Below are 18,180 nucleotides of genomic sequence, written 5' to 3'. Positions count from 1 at the left end.
TTTGTTGGTTTTGGTTGGTTATTGTTTTATTCTCCCCATTTTTCCAATTCTTCTTTACTCCAAAGTTCGGGAAAGAATATTCGTCTCTGGTATTTCGGCAGCATGTATTTTTTCCAATCACTTCCTCCGGTCGCTTCGTGGTTTCCGGGAACGCTCTCAATGTATTTTACCGCAGCGTTGTAATGGCCCATTACCCAGGTGATGTTTACCGTTTTGTCGTAATGACGCATGGCGGCAATCAAATCGGCATTTTGTTGGTCGGCTTCCGGTAGTTGTTTGAATTTGCACCACAAATTGATGGTGTTGTACTCCTCCATCAGACTTAAAAATTCTTTTTTATATTTTCTTTCGAACTCCTGCAGCAAATACGATTTCTCGCCCGTTTGATAGTCTTTTCCGGCGGCTTGCCAATACAGGTGATTGAAAGCGTGTTCGTAAGGTGTATTTCTATCGATAGTCGCTCTGAAACGGTGATCGATAAGGTTGATTAAATCTGTTGAGGCGAATTCAATCATACGGTATTGTGCACTTTGGAATCCGCTTGCCGGTGTTAACGTATTTCGGAATTTCAAGTACTGCTCCACTTCCATACCATCACCCATAATATCGAACGAGGTGGTAAGCATATCAAAATAACGACTGATACGCATTAACCGTTCCGCGAAAAATTCGGTGGTAAGTTTATCGCAGTGCGACACCTGTTGGATTTCCCAAAGAATCATTTTGAACAACAACTCATTCACCTGATGGTACATGATGAACACCATTTCATCGGGCAATGTGGTGCGTTGAATTTGCAGGTTTAAAAGAGCATCGGTTTGAATATAATCCCAATAAGTGATGGGTTTTGACCACAAAAGGCCTTCTAAATGCGTTTCTGTTTTCTGATTGATGGCTTGAAATTTTTCATCAATCTGATTGATTCTATCTTTAATCTCAGGAGTAATTTCCATTATTTCACTTTAACTTTAAAAGAGTTCTTTAATCCTTTGAAACCGTCCAGGTCGGCTTTCAGCGATCCGACAGCCAGACTGGCTTTTATACGTATGGGCATTTTATTATCATCATCGGAAATCCAAACGGTCAAACTTTCCTGTTCCTTAAAAACACGTCCGGATTGTACATAAGGCCTGAAAACCAGGGTTGGAATTACCCCGAATTTGGTATCAATATCTTCTTTTCCAAGATATTTAAGTTTGAACTTAAACACCTCGTCATCAAAAAACATATCAATAAGAATGGACTCACCAACAGCCAGTTTGTCTATTTTGGGATGGTTCCTTAAATAATAAAACGAAGATACAATATCCTGAACATTTTCGGTTACTGAAAACGTTTTTTCGGTATTATTTTTATAGTCTTTAACAAGAACGGTATTTTTTGTCTGATTAAAAAAACCTTCCTGATTTTTGGTATAACCGCCTTCATCAATTTTTCGAAGATATTGGTACGGCTGACCGGTTTGTTTGTCGAAAATACTCTGATAATCGTCCTGAACCTTGAAGAAAAACTTAGTCATCCCTACGGTGTAGCCTTTCCCGACAACGTGATGTACTTTTTTATTGTTGCGAACCGCCTCTTTTACTTCCAATGTAGCGTAACCCGCATTAACAAGTCCGTAATGGATTCGGAATTTGAAAAATTCGCCCGTGGTGAAGGCATCTTCCTGATCAACAACCGTAAAGGAAACGGCAAAAAGCAGTAAAAAGGAAAGCGAAAGCAGTGTTATAAATTTTTTCATTGGTTTAAATTTATCGAATTTATAACCATTATTACAATTTTCATTCCAAAAGTACTAAACAAAAAAACTCAGTCAAACAAATGACTGAGTTTTTATGCTATTAACCAACCAAAAAACTATAAATTATGAAAATTTACTTGCTCCAATGAGGGGTTATGACTTCCTCATTTTTGCGAGTGCAAATGTAGTTGGTTTTATTATCAAATTGCAATCAAAAAATCAACTTTAACACATTTTTAGCAAATTTTGTGTTTTTAACGGCTTATTTTTTGAATTATCAATAATTAAAATCTAATTTTTACAACGTTCCTCGCAATTGTTGCTCTCTTTCAATCGACTCAAAAAGCGCTTTAAAGTTACCCGCACCGAAGCCACGAGCCCCCATTCGCTGAATAATTTCGAAGAAAAGTGTCGGACGGTCTTCTACCGGCTTGGTAAAAATCTGCAACAAGTAGCCTTCTTCGTCAGCATCTATCATGATGCCCAATTTCTGAAGTTCGTTGATATCTTCTTTAAATTTAGACATGTGATCTTTCAAACGTTCCGGGATGGCGTCGTAATACGCTTGTGGCGGTGTACTTAAAAACTCAATTCCGCGAGCGCGCATTTCGGCAACCGTTGTAAGGATATCGTCAGTTGCTACAGCAATGTGTTGCACTCCTTCATCCTCATAGAAATCCAAATATTCTTCAATTTGAGAACGTTTTTTTCCGTTAGCAGGCTCATTAATTGGGAATTTAATCCTTCCGTTTCCGTTAGACATAACCTTAGACATCAAAGCAGAATACTCTGTAGTAATTTGTTTATCATCAAAGGAAAGGAAATTCACAAATCCCATTACGTCTTCAAACCATTTTACAGCTTCATTCATTCTGTTCCAACCCGTATTCCCAACCATATGGTCTATGTATTTTAATCCAACAGGTTCCGGATTATAATCAGATTTCCATTCACTGTAACCAGGTAAAAAGATTCCGTTATAATTTTTACGCTCCACAAAAACAAATACGGTTTCACCATAAGCACCGTAGATACCTGCACGCACTACTTCACCATTATCATCTTTCTCAACCACTGGTTCAAAATAAGGCTTTGCGCCACGTTTTGTGGTTTCTTCGAATGCAGAACGAGCATCTTCAACCCAAAGAGCTATTACCTTAACACCGTCTCCGTGTTTTTTAACATGCTCTCCAATTGGCGAATCACTGTTCAAGGCCGTGGTTAAAACCAAGCGGATCTTGTCTTGTTTCAACACATAAGACGCGCGGTCTTTTACTCCTGTTTCCAGACCAGCATAAGCTAAAGACTGAAAACCGAAAGCCGTTTTGTAAAAATGCGCTGCTTGCTTTGCGTTTCCAACGTAAAACTCCACGTAATCGGTTCCTAAAAGCGGAAGGAAATCCTGTGCGCCTTCAAATATTTTTTCTAATCCGTATTCTACTGATTTTATTTCTTGTGCCATATTGTTTTATTTTTTGTCGGTAACCAAAGAATTGCTTTACGTTACCAGAGTTGTGTTTTTTGTTTTATCTAGCCCCGATAGCAGCGGCATCCTTTTTTCGGTGGCTGAGGCTCTCGAAGTCACCGGAAAAAGATAGAGCGGATAGCGGGAATTGCTTCAAATTATTTTTATGTTACTCTAACCAGGACAGGTAATATTTGTCATCGGCGATATTCATAGCCTCTTCCGTTACCATTAGCGGCTTGAACGTATCGACCATTACGGCCAATTCCTGTGTATCTTTTTTACCAATACTTCTTTCGGCAGCGCCCGGGTGCGGACCGTGTGGAATTCCGGCAGGGTGTAAGGAAATGTGACCGGCTTCGATATCGTTACGGCTCATGAAATCACCATCTACATAGTACAATACCTCATCGGCATCGATATTACTGTGGTTGTAAGGTGCCGGAATGGATTGCGGGTGGTAATCATACAAACGCGGTACAAACGAACAAATCACAAAGGCCGACGTTTCAAAGGTTTGGTGAATCGGTGGCGGAAGGTGAATTCTTCCGGTAATCGGTTCGAAATCGTGAATGGAAAACGCATACGGATAATTGTAGCCGTCATAACCTACTACGTCGAAAGGATGTGTAGCGTATACCAGATCGAAAATTTCATCTTTCTTTTTTACTTTGATGATGAATTCGCCTTTTTCGTCGTAGGTTTCCAGTTCTTCCGGACGACGGATATCGCGCTCACAGAAAGGCGAATGCTCTAAAAGTTGTCCGAACCAGTTGCGGTATTGTTTTGGGGTATATACTGGCGCGTGGGATTCGACAATGAACAAACGGTTGTCTTCAGTGTCAAAATCAATTTTATAAATCATACCTCGTGGCACCACCAAATAATCTCCGTATTTGAAATCAAGATTTCCCAACATGGTTCTTAATTTTCCGGTACCGCGGTGGATGAAGATCACCTCATCGGAATCGGTATTTTTATAAAAATAATCGGTCGTGGATTTTCTTGGTGCGGCCAATACGATGTGACAATCGGAATTCGTCAATACGATTTTTCGGCTTTCCAGAAAATCATCCTGAGGTGCTACTTCAAAACCTCGTAAACGGTAGGACTGAATGTTATTGGTTTTGGCAATTTTGGGCGCTACACTGTATTGGTTTCTGATTTCTTTTACTTGTGTAGGACGGTGTTCGTGGTAGGAGTTGGTATACATTCCGTCAAAACCAACGGTCCCGAACAATTGCTCGTAATACAAGTCGCCGTTTTCTTTACGGAATTGTATGTGTCTTTTATGCGGAATTTTTCCTAATTTATGATAAAATGGCATGTTCTTTTTTGTTTAAAGTTATGGTGCAAAAGTCCGTTCAAGGAACTTTATCAATTAATCAAAAAGAAAATGGCTCATTCAGGATTTCTCTTGATGAGGAACTTCAAGTGCGCTAATAAACCGATCCAGGATTTGTTCATAACACTACAAATATCGGAAATTTTATTGAAAATGCAGCAAATAAAAAATCCCAAAAAGAAGTTCTTTTTGGGATTTTGTTATAGTATCATACTCTTTTTAAAAGATTATTTACCAATCTGACAGATTTAATTCAGTTTGGATTTTCTTTTACCGTAAAGGAAATACACAAATACCCCAACTACCAACCAGCCTAATGAAAGCAATTGCGCTTCTTTACTCAGATTGATCATTAAATAAGTATTGATAAGGATTCCGCAAACAGCGATTACCGGCAAGGCAGGCACTTTGAAAGTACGCACCAAATTAGGTTGTTTTACTCTTAAAATCCACACAGCAACACAAACCATCGTAAAAGCGAAAAGCGTTCCGAAACTGGTCATGTCGGCTAATTTATTAATCGGAGTGAATGCCGCTACGGTAGCAATTACAGTACCCAAAATCATCAAATTGGTTTTTGGAGTTCCGGTAGTTGGATTGATTTTTGAAAACACCGGCGGAATCAAACCGTCTTTAGACATCCCCAAGAAAATACGAGATTGTCCCATAATCATAACCATTAATACCGAAATCAAACCAACAGTAGCTGCAATGGTGATGATGTATCCGGCCCAACTTTGTCCGGCAATATCAAACGCATAGGCCACAGGAGCTTTAATTGCTTCCGGATATTTCCCCAGCGGGTTAAAATCCTGGTAACTCATCATACCGGTAAGTACTAAGGAAACCAAAATATAAAGAATCGTACAAACCAATAACGAAGTAATGATAGCGAATGGCACATCTTTTTTCGGGTTAACCGCTTCACCAGCCTGTGTGGAAACCGCATCGAAACCTACATAAGCAAAGAAAATAGCCGCAGCTCCGGAAATAATCCCTCCCACACCGTATGCATTGTGTGTTGTTTCCTTTTCCACAATTTGTGTAGCATCCGGAATAAACGGCGTCCAGTTGTCGATATTGATAAAGAAAGCACCCGCAATAATGACAAAGATTACAGCCGATACTTTAAGAATTACGATAAAGTTATTCGCTTTCGCAGCACTTTGTGTTCCTTTTATCAGAATAGAGATTACCAACAAAACGATCAAAAAAGCCGGTAAATTCATTGAAAACCCTTCTCCGGTGTAACTTCCCGGGTCGGCAGTAAGCCATTCGGGGAGTTTTATTCCAAACATTTTGAGGAGTTTATTAAAATATCCTGACCAGGAAACGGCGACGGTCATGGACCCCATGGCGTATTCCAAAATCAGCCCCCATCCGATAATCCAGGCGAAAACTTCACCAATCGTACCGTAAGCATACGCATAAGCAGAACCTTCAACCGGTAAAATAGAAGCAAACTCAGAATAACACAGCGCTGCAAACACACAGGCAATACCCGCGATTATAAACGAAATGGCCAAAGCTGGTCCGGCGTGATAATAAGCTCCGGTTCCGGTAAGAACAAAAATTCCACCTCCGATAATAGCTCCAATACCAATTGCGGTAAGGCTCCATTTCCCTAAAACCTTCTTAAGTTCACTTTTTTTCATGTCGGCTTCAAAAGCAGAAACCGGTTTAACTCTCCATATAGACATAAAACAATTCGTTAAAATTTTGAGTCCCAAAAATAGAGTTTTTTTGAAACATTGCTACAAAAAAAGGTAAATTAACACATAAAAACCTTAGTTATACGTTTTTAGAGGCATTAAAACCAGAATCCGACGCTAATCCAGGTAAAATGATTACGGGTTTCCGGTGACCAGGTATGCTTCAGCTCTATCGGGCCTACGAACGTTTCCAAACCGTAACCCAAGGCATAACCAGAGTATTTCGGACGCGAAATCCAACGGTCGTCTTCAAAAATAGCATTGCCTACGTTGGCAAAATTGGCACTGATATTAAAATGGTTCTTTTTATAAAATTCGTAATCCATCGCTACTTCCCCTTTCACATAACTATCGCCGGAAATACTTAAAAAATCATACCCGTAAAAATGGCGGAAATTATTAATCATGCTGTAGCCGTAACCCCCCAATACAAAGTCATGAAAAGGAATGGTACGTTCTCCGATGGCAAATCCGCCTTCCGACTGAATTTTAACCGCAATTCGTTTAAAAACAGTCTGTACCAACTCGATATCCGCTTTGGCAATAGAAAAAGGTTCGAAAGTATTGGTATAATCGGAAGAATAGACAAATGATTTAAAATCACCGAAAAAATGCCAACCCTTCTTGGCGAAATAATTCTTATCCTGCGAATCAAACTTCAGGTATCCGTATAAAGAAGCATAACTACTGTTTTCCAAAACCGAACCGCTATCACCAAGGGTTTCCGATTCAATTTTAAGATGCTTCCATTCGGTTCCACCCCCCACAAGAAACTTTTGGGCAAAAACCGTTTGGGCAAAAATCTGCTGGGTAAAATCTGAAAAATTGATATTGATTGAATTGGTCCCCAGCGTTTCTAAAGCGAAACCGTTGTTAAAATCGGTAGCGATATTTCTGTTGAACTGATTGTAGCGGGAATTGACACCAAAACTCCAATAAAACCCATTATCGTAATAATAATTCAGATTGTATCGGAAGTTATCCCCCAAAATAACATCCAAAGAAATATTGTCATTTTTAAAAAAGACTTTCTTTTGGGTAACATTAATCAATGCGGCACTTTTATACAATCCGTCATAATGCACCCCAAACTTGAGGTAGCGCTTCACCGGGTTTTCTTTCAATTCCATTACAAGCCCTTCTCTCTGTCCGTTTTTTACAAACGAATATGAAATAGCGCTGAAATTCTGTGTAGAACTTAGGTTACTGATACCGTCGCTTAGTTTCTGAAATGTAATTTTATAATTGTTTTTGAATCGAAGCTTTCCTAATACATAAGCGCGGGTGTAATTGTTAAGCGCGTTCACTTTAAAATCATCGATATCAATCGTATCTGAAAGTTGCGTCATCGGTATGTGCTTTCGAACCGGTTTTTCCGTTGAACCCAATTGAGCGATTTTCTCATATACCGAGAACGCAGCCTCTTCCCCCTTTTTAATGATTTCCTGACCAAGATCAAACGATATAACCGAGTATCCTTTGATGTCGGGTTTGATATAAATATCGGTAGCTTTTCGTTTGGCTTCCATTTTTTCAATCATGTTGAAATTGGTAATCTGCACCAAAACCCCCGAAGCGCCTCCCAAATTATTTCTGTCTTTTAACCCTTCCTGCACATCTACACCGATAATAATGTCGGCCCCCATTTTTTTTACCTCTTCAATAGGATAATTATCCGTTACTCCACCATCAATAAGCAAACGCCCGTCAATTTCTACCGGCGTATAAAGCGACGGGAAGGCACCACTGGCTAAAACTGCTTTGGGCAAAATACCACTTTTAAGCACCACTTTCTCGCCGTTTTCAATATCGGTTGCAATACACACAAACGGAATGGGAAGTTTGTCAAAATCACGAACCAGACGCACGTGATTGGTCAATCGGCTGAGTAAATTGTAATTGTACATTCCTTTAGAAAGTGCCGTAGGAACCCCCAATTTAAACTTATTGAACGGTAGTGTTAAAGCATATACTTCGTCGTTTCGTTTTTCGAAAAAACTTTTAGAAGTTCTCGGAATGTAGTCCTGTAGTAATGCATCGGCATCGACCACCCTGAAAATAGAATCCAATTGTTTGGCCGTATAACCCGAAGCATACAACCCGCCGATAATGGCTCCCATACTGGTTCCGCCAATATAATCCACCTTCACTCCGGCCTCGTCCAACACTTTTAATACTCCGATATGCGCCAATCCTTTAGCACCGCCACCGCTCAACACCACACCGATTTTTGGTCGTTTTTGGTCTTGTGCAAAGGCGGAAAAAACTACGCTACATACTAAAATCAGCAGGAAAAGTTTTTTCATTTTATGTTTTTGGATTGGATTCACTGTAAAATTCGACAATTTTTTTGGCTTTTGAAAGCCCTACCACGTCAGAAATTTCTTTTTCGGTCGCTTTTGACAATCTTTTAACGGATTTGAAATGTTTTATTAATGCAATCATGGTTTTTTCCCCGATGCCCGGTATGGTTTCAATCGAAGTCTGAATCGCCGCCTTGCTGCGTTTGTCTCTGTGAAACGTAATTCCGAAACGGTGTGCTTCGTTCCGCAACTGCTGAATTATTTTCAGGGTTTCCGATTTCTTATCCAGATACAACGGCACCGAATCGCCCGGATAAAACAATTCTTCCAGTCGTTTCGCGATTCCGATGATGGCTACTTTTCCGCGCAGGCCTAAATCGTCTAAACTTTTTAAGGCTGATGACAACTGCCCTTTTCCCCCGTCAATAATAATCAACTGAGGTAACGGCTGATTTTCGTCCAGCAAGCGTTTGTATCTGCGGTACACCACTTCTTCCATCGAAGCGAAGTCGTTCGGGCCTTCTACGGTTTTGATATTGAAATGACGATAGTCTTTCTTGCTCGGTTTCCCGTCTTTAAACACTACACAGGCCGACACCGGATTGGTTCCCTGAATGTTCGAGTTATCAAAACACTCAATATGTCTTGGTTCTACCGAAAGGCGTAAATCTTTCTGCATTTGTGCCATGATTCGGTTCGTATGACGGTCGGGATCCACAATTTTGATCTGTTTCAGCTGATCCATGCGGTAAAATTTGGCGTTGCGTTCGGATAAGTCGAGTATCTGTTTTTTATCCCCCAATTTAGGGACGGTCACTTTTATTTTTTCGCCGAAATCGAGTTCGAAAGGTAAAATGATTTCTTTGGAATTCAGATGAAAACGCTCACGCAATTCCACCACCGCCAACTCTAGTAATTCTTCGTCGGTTTCTTCGAGTTTCTTTTTGAGCTCCATCGTATGCGAACGTACAATCGCACCGTGCGAAATCTGAAGAAAATTCACATACGCCATACTTTCATCTGACACGATTGAAAAGACATCGATGTTGGAAATCTTCGGATTTAAAATCGTCGAACGCGACTGGTAATTCTCTAAAACTTCAATTTTTTCTTTGATTTTCTGGGCCTCTTCAAACTTCATCTCCATCGCCAGTTCACCCATCAGCTTTTTGAAATCCTTTAAACTCTCTTTAAAATTTCCTTTGAGAATTTCGCGAATCGCCTGCACTTGTTTTTCGTAGTTCGTAATCGTTTCGAAACCTTCACAAGGTCCTTTACAATTCCCGATATGGTATTCCAGACACACTTTAAATTTTCCGCTGTCGATATTCGCCTTGCTTAAATCGTAGTTACAGGTGCGCAACGGATACAGTTCTTTAATCAGATCCAAAATCGTATGCACGGTCTTGAAACTCGTATACGGCCCAAAATATTCCGAACCGTCTTTAATCATTTTCCGGGTGGAAAAAATGCGCGGGAACCGTTCGTTTTTGATGCAAATCCAAGGGTAGGTTTTATCATCGCGCAACAACACATTATAGCGCGGTTGCAGTTTTTTTATCAGGTTGTTTTCCAGTAGCAACGCATCGGTTTCGGTAGGAACAACAATGTGTTTGATGGAAACGATTTTTTTGACCAACACGTTCGTCTTGGCGTTATCGTGTACTTTATTGAAATACGACGCGACTCTTTTCTTGAGATTTTTGGCTTTTCCTACGTAAAGAATCTTTCCTTCTTTATCATAATACTGATACACCCCCGGACTATCGGGCAGGGTTTGGATTTGGAGTTCTAAAGCGGAAAGCGACATGTTGAGAAGTTGTTCTTAGCTAGTTTCAAAGTTACAAATTCCTGTCACGCAAATGAAGTCCTCGCATAATTTATAACTCATAACTCATAATTATTATTATTTTAGCGTTTTAACCTGCTATGAACTACCGAAATAACGTTTTACGAATACTGAAAGAAGACATTCTGCCTGGAGAAAGCAAAACCATCAACATGGAAATTGCAAAACTCCACACCATGACCAAACTCAAAATTCCCATCATTGTGGAACGCGCCAAACTTCCCGGTCCAACCGTTTTGTTATCGGCGGGATTGCATGGCGATGAAATCAACGGAACGGAAATTGTGCGACAGCTTATCGTTCAGAAAATCAACAAACCCAAAACCGGTACGATTATCTGCATTCCAATTATTAACGTTTTCGGTTTTGTGAATCAGACCCGCGAATTCCCCGATGGACGCGATTTAAACCGAGTTTTTCCCGGAAGCAAAACCGGTTCGCTGGCCAGTCGTTTTGCCTATTATCTGCTGAAAGAAATTATTCCGCACGTGGATTATGCCATCGACTTCCATGCTGGGGGTGCGGCCCGTTTTAATGCCGCTCAGATCCGAATCGCCCCCAACAATCAGGAATTGCGGGATTTGGCAGAGATATTTCACGCACCATTCACTTTGTATTCCAACAATATTTCCGGTTCGTTCCGGAATTCGTGCGACAAACTGGGTGTGAAAATGCTGTTGTTTGAAGGCGGAAAATCCATCGACATTAACGAAGACATTACGCAACAGGGCATCGAAGGCGCCAAACGGGTGTTGGAACATTTCGGTATGTTGAATAGTCGAAAAAAAGCCAGTCATCCCGAAGAAAAAAGCATTTACATTGAAAAATCGGCTTGGATTCGTGCCCGCTATTCGGGAATGTTTCACGGGTACACCAAAATCGGAAGTTATGTCAACAAAGGACAGCTTTTGGCCACCATATCCGATCCGTACGGGAAAATCGAACACAAAATGAAAGCGCCGAATTCCGGTTACGTTATCAACGTGAACGAAGCACCGATTGTGTATCAGGGTGATGCGATTTATCATATTTCGACTGAACTGGAAAAATAAAAACCTAACAATTATCATATTTTATTTGTTTTGAAGCCCTTAGCTTTGAGTCAAATTTGATGGTATATGATAACTTGGAAAAAACTAACCCAGAAAGAACGTCAGCAACGCATTGAGAAAGCGCTGGAAGAAAATGTGAATTTTGCGCACGATGCCTCCTTGGGCTATCCGGCTTCTAAGCTCGACAATAAAGTCTTTAACAGCGACGCGCCTTTTTTAAAAGATGCGCCTACCCTGCAAACCTATGTAGCCAATCCTAATCATATTGGTTGCCACACCATCGGCTCTTCCGAAAAAGCCTTTAGCGGCACCCAGGAAATGGAACGCGAAGTGCTTAAAGTTTTGGCCGTGGATATTTTTAAAGCTGAAGCCGATTCGTATGACGGGTATATCGCACCCGGCGGTACCGAAGCCAATATTCAGGCGATTTGGATGTACCGTAACTATTTCATGAATCATTTTCAGGCAAAACCCGATGAAATTGCCATAATCGCTTCGGAAGACACCCATTATTCCATTCCGAAAGCCGCCAACCTGTTGCTGTTGGACCGTTATTCGGTACCCGTACACTTCGACACCCGTGAATTGGACAATGCGGCACTGGAAAACCTGCTTGTTTCGGCGAAAACCAACGGAAAAAAATATTTTATTGTGGTTTCCAATATGGGTACAACCATGTTTGGCGCCATCGACAATCCGGACGATTACATTTCCCTTTTGGAAAAACACCAATTAGAGTACCAGCTCCATATTGATGCAGCGTATGGTGGCTTTGTGTATCCGTTCAGCAACAAAGATTCGGTGATTAACTTCGAAAATCCGAAAATCAGTTCCATTACCATCGATGCCCACAAGATGTTGCAGGCGCCATACGGAACCGGTGTTTTCATCTGTCGTAAAGGCTTAATCGAAAACGTACTTACCAAAGAAGCCGAATATGTGGAAGGCATGGATTTGACCCTGTGCGGCAGCAGAAGCGGCGCCAATGCCGTGGCCGTTTGGATGATTTTGTTTACTTATGGACCCTTTGGCTGGTGCGAAAAAATACGCGTACTGCAAATGCGTACCGATTGGTTGTGCGAACAATTCGATGCCATGAACATTAAATACTTCCGCGACCCGAACATGAATATCGTAACCGTTGAAGCAAAATACATTCCGCACGTATTGGAAGCGAAATACGATTTGGTCCCGCAAAAACACGACGAAACCAACGAATGGTATAAAATTGTGATTATGGATCATGTGGAAGTAGATCATTTGAGTACTTTTATAGCCGATTTAAAAAGTACGCTTCATGCTGAAAAACGAACTGCGCCTCAAGTATAAAAAAGAAAGAAAGGCACTGCGTTTTGAAGAAATTCAGGACCTGAGTCTGACCATTGCCAACAATTGCCTGTCGTTACCGATTTGGGACAAACGCTATTTTCATTTATTCCTGCCGATAGAAGCACAAAAAGAAATCAATACCGAATTCCTTTTGCAGATTCTCGCCGGACGTGACAAAGAAATCCTGATTTCGAAATCGGATTTTGAAACCCGGAAAATGACGCATTTCCTTTTGACCGACAGCACCCGAATCATGAACAATGACTACGGCATCCCCGAACCAGTTGACGGCATAGAAGTGCCCGCGAGTAAAATTGATGTGATTTTTGTACCACTTTTGGCGTATGATAAATCGGGACACCGCGTGGGTTACGGAAAAGGTTTTTACGATGCTTTTCTTTCGCAATGCAAAACGGATGTGATTAAAGTTGGACTTTCCTACTTTGATCCGGAAGACGCCATAACCGATGTACTCGACACAGATGTACAATTGGATTTCTGCGTAACTCCGTACGGCATTTTTGAATTCAATATTAAATAAGTATATTCGTAAAAACGAAAACCTACTTATTTATGAAAAATGTTCTTACGAAAAGAATTGTTTATGGGCTTTTTGCAATTGGTATCACAGTTGGATTTAGCAATTGTACCGTAAAACACGTTCACCATACTAAGGTTGTAAAAGCCAAACGCATTCCGCCGGGACAAGCTAAAAAAATACACGGAGACCGCAATGCCAGACGTCATGCTCCGGGACATAACAAATAAAAAAAGACCACATAAAGTGGTCTTTTTTTATTTGTTTTTACTTCAGAGTCTTATTTTGCAAAAGCCTTTTTATTGAATACAATCAAAATCCCTACCCCGGTTGAAATCGCTACGTCGGCAACGTTAAAAATAGCGTTGAAGAAGGTAAAATGGTTTCCGCCCCAAATGGGCATCCAAGACGGCAGGTTCCCTTCCCAAATAGGGAAATAAAACATATCCACTACCTTTCCGTGGAACCATTTCCCATAAGGCTCATCACTAAAAAGTGTTGCTACCTGCGTATAACTGTCGTTAAAAATCCGTCCGTAAAACACCGAATCAATAATATTTCCCACCGCTCCGGCCAAGATTAAAGCCACGGCAACGATTAAAAAGTTTGAGGAATGTTTTTTTACGGCATCGTACAACCAGTATCCGATTCCGCCTACGGCAACGATACGGAAAGTCGTCAATAACAGTTTTCCGAAGGTCCCCGGAATTTCTGCACCCCACGCCATACCGGAATTTTCAATAAAATGAATCCGGAACCAATCAAATACTTTGACTTCCTCGTCCAACTGAAAATTGGTTTTGATGTATATTTTAGAGATTTGGTCGACAACCAAAATCAGAATTACCAGTAAATAAGCTTTCTTTAATGACATTTTGCTCGATTTGGTCACAAAAATAAGGGAATTATACCATATAAAAAACGCTCCGGGTGGAGCGTTTCGTATTTTTTGAAAAGATTAACGTTGCAAGTTCTTGGCTTCAATGCTCATGGTTGCATGAGGAACCAGTTTCAATCTTTCTTTATTGATTAATTTTCCTGTTACTTTACAAATTCCGTACGTTTTGTTCTCTATTCGGATTAATGCATTTTTCAAATCGCGAATGAATTTCTCCTGACGAATGGCAAGCTGTGAATTGGCCTCTTTAGACATGGTTTCGCTACCTTCTTCGAAAGCTTTAAACGTTGGTGAGGTATCATCGGTACCGTTGTTTAAGTCGTTCAAGTAAGCGCTTCGTATTAAATCCAAATCGTTTTTCGCTTTTTCCAATTTCATCTGGATCAATTCTTTGAACTCTGCTAAGTCCGAATCGGAATATCTTATTTGTTCATCCACCATAATTTCTCTTATTTTGAAATTAATATTCTTGTTTTTAGGTCATCAAACTCAATTTCCGTACCATTTTCGATACGGTCTTCAAAAACAAGCTCTTCGGTTAACGTCTCGGACTTAATGTATGCTTCGTTATCGTTTACGGCTTCCTGAATCATGCCGTCCTTTTGCATTGTCACTTTAATCCTGTCGGTCACTTCAAAACCTGAATCTTTTCGGATATTTTGGATTCGATTCACCAATTCTCGGGCAATTCCTTCTTTTCGTAAAGCATCTGAAATTGTGATGTCCAACGCAACCGTTATGCCACCGGAATTCGCTACTAACCAACCCTCAATATCCTGTGAAGAAATCTCCACATCTTCAAGTGTTAAGGTAACACTATTTCCTGAAATAACAAGCGCTAAACTACCTTCTCTTTCCAATTCGGCAATCTGTTCCTGTGAAAAATTCTGTATTTCCTTGGAAATCAAACCCATATCTTTACCGAATCGTGGTCCTAATGCTTTAAAATTAGGCTTAATTTGTTTCACCAATATACCGGAAGCGTCATCCAACAACTGTACTTCTTTTACATTCACTTCGGCCTTTATCAGGTCGGAAACCGCTTCGATTTCAGCACGTTGATTTTCGTCAAGTACAGGAATCATAACCTTTTGCAGCGGTTGACGCACTTTAATCATCTCTTTTTTACGAAGCGACAATACCAATGACGAAACCGTTTGCGCTTTCAACATTTTGCTTTCTAACGATTTATCAACAAAGTTTTCAACGTGTTTCGGAAACTCCGCCAAATGTACGCTTTCGAATTTTTCACCGTGTGTAGCCTGCGTTAAATCACGGTAAAGTTTATCCATAAAGAATGGCGCAATTGGCGCTCCAAGCTTCGAAATGGTTAGCAAACATGTATATAATGTCTGATACGCCGCGATTTTATCTTGCGCGTAATCACCTTTCCAGAAGCGACGACGACACAAACGCACGTACCAGTTACTCAAATTTTCCTGAACGAAATCTGAAATCGCACGTGCTGCTTTTGTTGGCTCGTACTCGGCATAGGCTTCATCAACGGTTTGGATTAACGTATGCAATTCGGATAAAATCCAACGGTCAATCTCCGGTCTTTCATTCAACGGCACTTCCGATTCACTGTAATTAAATCCGTCAATGTTCGCATATAACGCAAAGAACGAATACGTATTATATAATGTTCCGAAGAATTTACGGCGAACTTCTGCCACGCCTTCAATGTCGAACTTCAAGTTATCCCATGGATTTGCATTGGCAATCATGTACCAACGTGTGGCATCCGGACCGTATTCGGCTAAAGTCGTAAACGGATCTACCGCATTACCCAAACGTTTGGACATTTTTTGACCGTTTTTATCCAACACCAAACCGTTAGACACTACATTTTTATACGCTACCTGATCAAAAACCAAGGTTCCGATAGCGTGTAACGTATAGAACCAACCTCTGGTCTGATCTACTCCTTCAGCGATAAAATCGGCCGGGAAGGCTTTATTTTCCTCGATTAACTCCTTATTTTCAAACGGATAATGCCATTGTGCATACGGCATCGCTCCCGAATCAAACCAAACGTCGATCAAATCCGTTTCGCGTTTCATTGGTTTTCCTGATGCAGACACCAAAACAATGTTATCCACGACATTTTTATGCAAGTCTACCAAATCGTAATTCGATTCGTCCATGTTTCCAATAACGAAGCCTTTGAATGGATTTTCGCTCATGAAACCAGCCGCAATCGCTTTTTCAATTTCGTTGTACAATTCTTCCACCGAGCCAATGCAAACGGTTTCCGTTCCTTCATCCGTTCTCCATAACGGCAATGGAATTCCCCAATATCTTGAACGGGATAAGTTCCAGTCGTTGGCATTTTTCAACCAGTTTCCGAAACGCCCTTCTCCGGTAGCTTTTGGCTTCCAGTTAATGGTTTCGTTCAAATCAAACATACGGTCTTTTACTTCGGTTACTTTTATGAACCAGGAATCCAACGGATAGTATAAAATTGGTTTGTCGGTTCTCCAGCAGTGTGGATAACTGTGCACGTATTTCTCTACCTTAAAGGCTTTGTTTTCTTCTTTTAAACGAATGGCAATTTCCACATCTACCGATTTCTCGGGCGCTTCCCCTTCGTTGTAGTATTCGTTTTTCACGTATTTCCCAGCCATGTCACCCATTTCTGCGATAAATCTACCTTGTAAATCCACCAACGGCACTGGGTTTCCGTTTTCGTCCAACACTAACATTGGCGGCACTTCCGGAGATGCTTCTTTGGCCACTTTCGCATCATCGGCACCAAATGTCGGCGCCGTGTGTACGATTCCGGTTCCGTCTTCGGTAGTCACGAAATCTCCTGAAATCACACGAAACGCATTTTCAGGATTTTGGTACGGCAAGGTATATGGCAACAATTGTTCGTATTGAATGCCGACTAAATCTTCTCCTTTACATTCGGCTAAAATTTCAAAAGGAATTTTTTTATCACCTTCTTTGAAGTTTTCAAAATCGGCAGCTTCACTGGTTTCAAAATAATTTTTAGACAACTGTTTCGCCACCAGATTTTTCGCCAAAATGATGTTTATCGGCTGAAAAGTGTATTGATTAAAGGTTTTTACTAAAACATATTCGATTTTCGGACCAACTGTTAAAGCCGTATTACTTGGTAACGTCCAAGGCGTAGTCGTCCAAGCCAAAAAGTGGATTTCATCCAGTTCCAACGCTTCAAACTTGTATTGTTTTAAATTGTTGGTCGTGATGTAATCGTAGAATTTGGCGAAGGTTAATTTTCTTTGATTTTCCAGCACTTTAAACTGTGCCACAATCGTAGTATCGGTCACATCGCGGTACGAACCCGGTTGATTCACCTCATGCGAAGACAATCCCGTTCCTGCTTTTGGCGAATACGGCTGAATTGTGTAGCCTTTGTATAATAAATCTTTGTTGTAAATCTGTTTCAGCAACCACCAAACGGTTTCCATGTATTTGGATTTGTAGGTTACATACGGATCTTCCATATCCACCCAATAGCCCATTTTTTCGGTCAGGTCGTTCCACACGTCGGTGTACCGCATTACGGTTCGCTTACACGCTTCGTTGTATTCGGCAATGGAAATGGTTTTTCCGATATCTTCCTTGGTGATGCCCAATTCTTTTTCGGTACCCAATTCTACCGGCAATCCGTGTGTATCCCAACCGGCTTTACGCTTTACCTGAAACCCTTTTTGGGTTTTATAGCGACAAAAAATATCCTTAATTGCACGGGCCATCACGTGGTGAATCCCCGGTAAGCCATTTGCTGAAGGCGGCCCTTCAAAAAACACATACGGAGTCGCGCCCTCACGGGACGTTACACTTTGCTCAAAGATGTTTTGTTTTTTCCAAAAATCAAGCACTTCAGAAGCCACGGTTGGCAAATCAAGTCCTTTGTATTCAGTGAATTTTGTACTCATTTTGTCGTTTTCTTAAATCAATGCGCGAAAGTACTAATTT

At 40.8% G+C, this 18,180-nt stretch carries 14 protein-coding genes; 4 read left to right on the top strand and 10 right to left on the bottom strand.

Annotated features, from left to right (window positions below):
- Window positions 1-26: 26 nt before the first annotated feature.
- From FCR2A7T_RS09675 to uvrC, 7 genes are all read right to left on the bottom strand, one after another.
- The gene (locus FCR2A7T_RS09675; protein ID WP_023571104.1) at window positions 27-953 is read right to left on the bottom strand and encodes a tryptophan 2,3-dioxygenase family protein; all 927 of its coding nucleotides are present in this window, start codon (window positions 951-953) and stop codon (window positions 27-29) included.
- Window positions 953-1,741 (bottom strand): DUF3108 domain-containing protein, encoded by a 789-nt coding sequence (locus FCR2A7T_RS09670; RefSeq protein WP_035118125.1) that lies wholly within the window; start codon window positions 1,739-1,741, stop codon window positions 953-955. The genes FCR2A7T_RS09675 and FCR2A7T_RS09670 overlap by 1 nt, the downstream gene beginning before the upstream one ends.
- A 298-nt stretch (window positions 1,742-2,039) precedes the next feature.
- Window positions 2,040-3,203, bottom strand: a complete 1,164-nt coding sequence (gene hppD, locus FCR2A7T_RS09665) for a 4-hydroxyphenylpyruvate dioxygenase (protein ID WP_023571103.1) — start codon at window positions 3,201-3,203, stop codon at window positions 2,040-2,042.
- 172 nt (window positions 3,204-3,375) lie between these two features.
- Window positions 3,376-4,533 (bottom strand): homogentisate 1,2-dioxygenase, encoded by a 1,158-nt coding sequence (locus FCR2A7T_RS09660; protein WP_023571101.1) that lies wholly within the window; start codon window positions 4,531-4,533, stop codon window positions 3,376-3,378.
- Window positions 4,534-4,799: 266 nt separating this feature from the next.
- Window positions 4,800-6,251: an APC family permease gene (locus tag FCR2A7T_RS09655; protein WP_023571100.1), complete on the bottom strand. Its 1,452-nt coding sequence runs from the start codon at window positions 6,249-6,251 to the stop codon at window positions 4,800-4,802.
- Window positions 6,252-6,361: 110 nt separating this feature from the next.
- Entirely contained in the window at window positions 6,362-8,569 is a 2,208-nt protein-coding gene (locus FCR2A7T_RS09650) for a patatin-like phospholipase family protein (RefSeq protein WP_023571099.1), read from the bottom strand.
- 1 nt (window position 8,570) lies between these two features.
- Window positions 8,571-10,376 (bottom strand): excinuclease ABC subunit UvrC, encoded by a 1,806-nt coding sequence (uvrC, locus tag FCR2A7T_RS09645; protein ID WP_023571098.1) that lies wholly within the window; start codon window positions 10,374-10,376, stop codon window positions 8,571-8,573.
- A 119-nt stretch (window positions 10,377-10,495) separates the two neighbouring features.
- Between uvrC and FCR2A7T_RS09640 the strand changes: the two genes are divergently transcribed.
- The 4 genes from FCR2A7T_RS09640 (at window position 10,496) to FCR2A7T_RS09625 (ending at window position 13,564) form a co-directional block, all read left to right on the top strand.
- The gene (locus tag FCR2A7T_RS09640) at window positions 10,496-11,467 is read left to right on the top strand and encodes a succinylglutamate desuccinylase/aspartoacylase family protein (protein ID WP_023571097.1); all 972 of its coding nucleotides are present in this window, start codon (window positions 10,496-10,498) and stop codon (window positions 11,465-11,467) included.
- 66 nt (window positions 11,468-11,533) lie between these two features.
- The gene (locus FCR2A7T_RS09635) at window positions 11,534-12,796 is read left to right on the top strand and encodes a pyridoxal phosphate-dependent decarboxylase family protein (protein ID WP_023571096.1); all 1,263 of its coding nucleotides are present in this window, start codon (window positions 11,534-11,536) and stop codon (window positions 12,794-12,796) included.
- Entirely contained in the window at window positions 12,765-13,337 is a 573-nt protein-coding gene (locus FCR2A7T_RS09630) for a 5-formyltetrahydrofolate cyclo-ligase (protein ID WP_035118122.1), read from the top strand. The genes FCR2A7T_RS09635 and FCR2A7T_RS09630 overlap by 32 nt, the downstream gene beginning before the upstream one ends.
- 32 nt (window positions 13,338-13,369) lie before the next feature.
- Window positions 13,370-13,564, top strand: a complete 195-nt coding sequence (locus FCR2A7T_RS09625; protein WP_023571094.1) for a hypothetical protein — start codon at window positions 13,370-13,372, stop codon at window positions 13,562-13,564.
- Window positions 13,565-13,614: 50 nt separating this feature from the next.
- On the opposite strand, the gene FCR2A7T_RS09620 is transcribed toward FCR2A7T_RS09625, so the two are convergent.
- The 3 genes from FCR2A7T_RS09620 to ileS form a co-directional block, all read right to left on the bottom strand.
- The gene (locus FCR2A7T_RS09620) at window positions 13,615-14,208 is read right to left on the bottom strand and encodes a lipoprotein signal peptidase (RefSeq protein WP_023571093.1); all 594 of its coding nucleotides are present in this window, start codon (window positions 14,206-14,208) and stop codon (window positions 13,615-13,617) included.
- An 84-nt stretch (window positions 14,209-14,292) separates the two neighbouring features.
- A complete protein-coding gene (locus FCR2A7T_RS09615; protein WP_023571092.1) occupies window positions 14,293-14,673 on the bottom strand; it encodes a TraR/DksA family transcriptional regulator in 381 nt (126 codons plus the stop codon).
- Between the two features lie 8 nt (window positions 14,674-14,681).
- The gene (ileS, locus tag FCR2A7T_RS09610) at window positions 14,682-18,140 is read right to left on the bottom strand and encodes an isoleucine--tRNA ligase (protein ID WP_023571091.1); all 3,459 of its coding nucleotides are present in this window, start codon (window positions 18,138-18,140) and stop codon (window positions 14,682-14,684) included.
- Window positions 18,141-18,180: the final 40 nt, after the last annotated feature.

Origin of the sequence: Flavobacterium cauense R2A-7, assembly GCF_000498475.1 — a bacterium.
In the GTDB taxonomy this organism is placed as follows: domain Bacteria; phylum Bacteroidota; class Bacteroidia; order Flavobacteriales; family Flavobacteriaceae; genus Flavobacterium; species Flavobacterium cauense.
The sequence above is the reverse complement of the archived record's forward strand: the minus strand, read 5'-3'. Positions and strand labels throughout refer to the sequence as shown.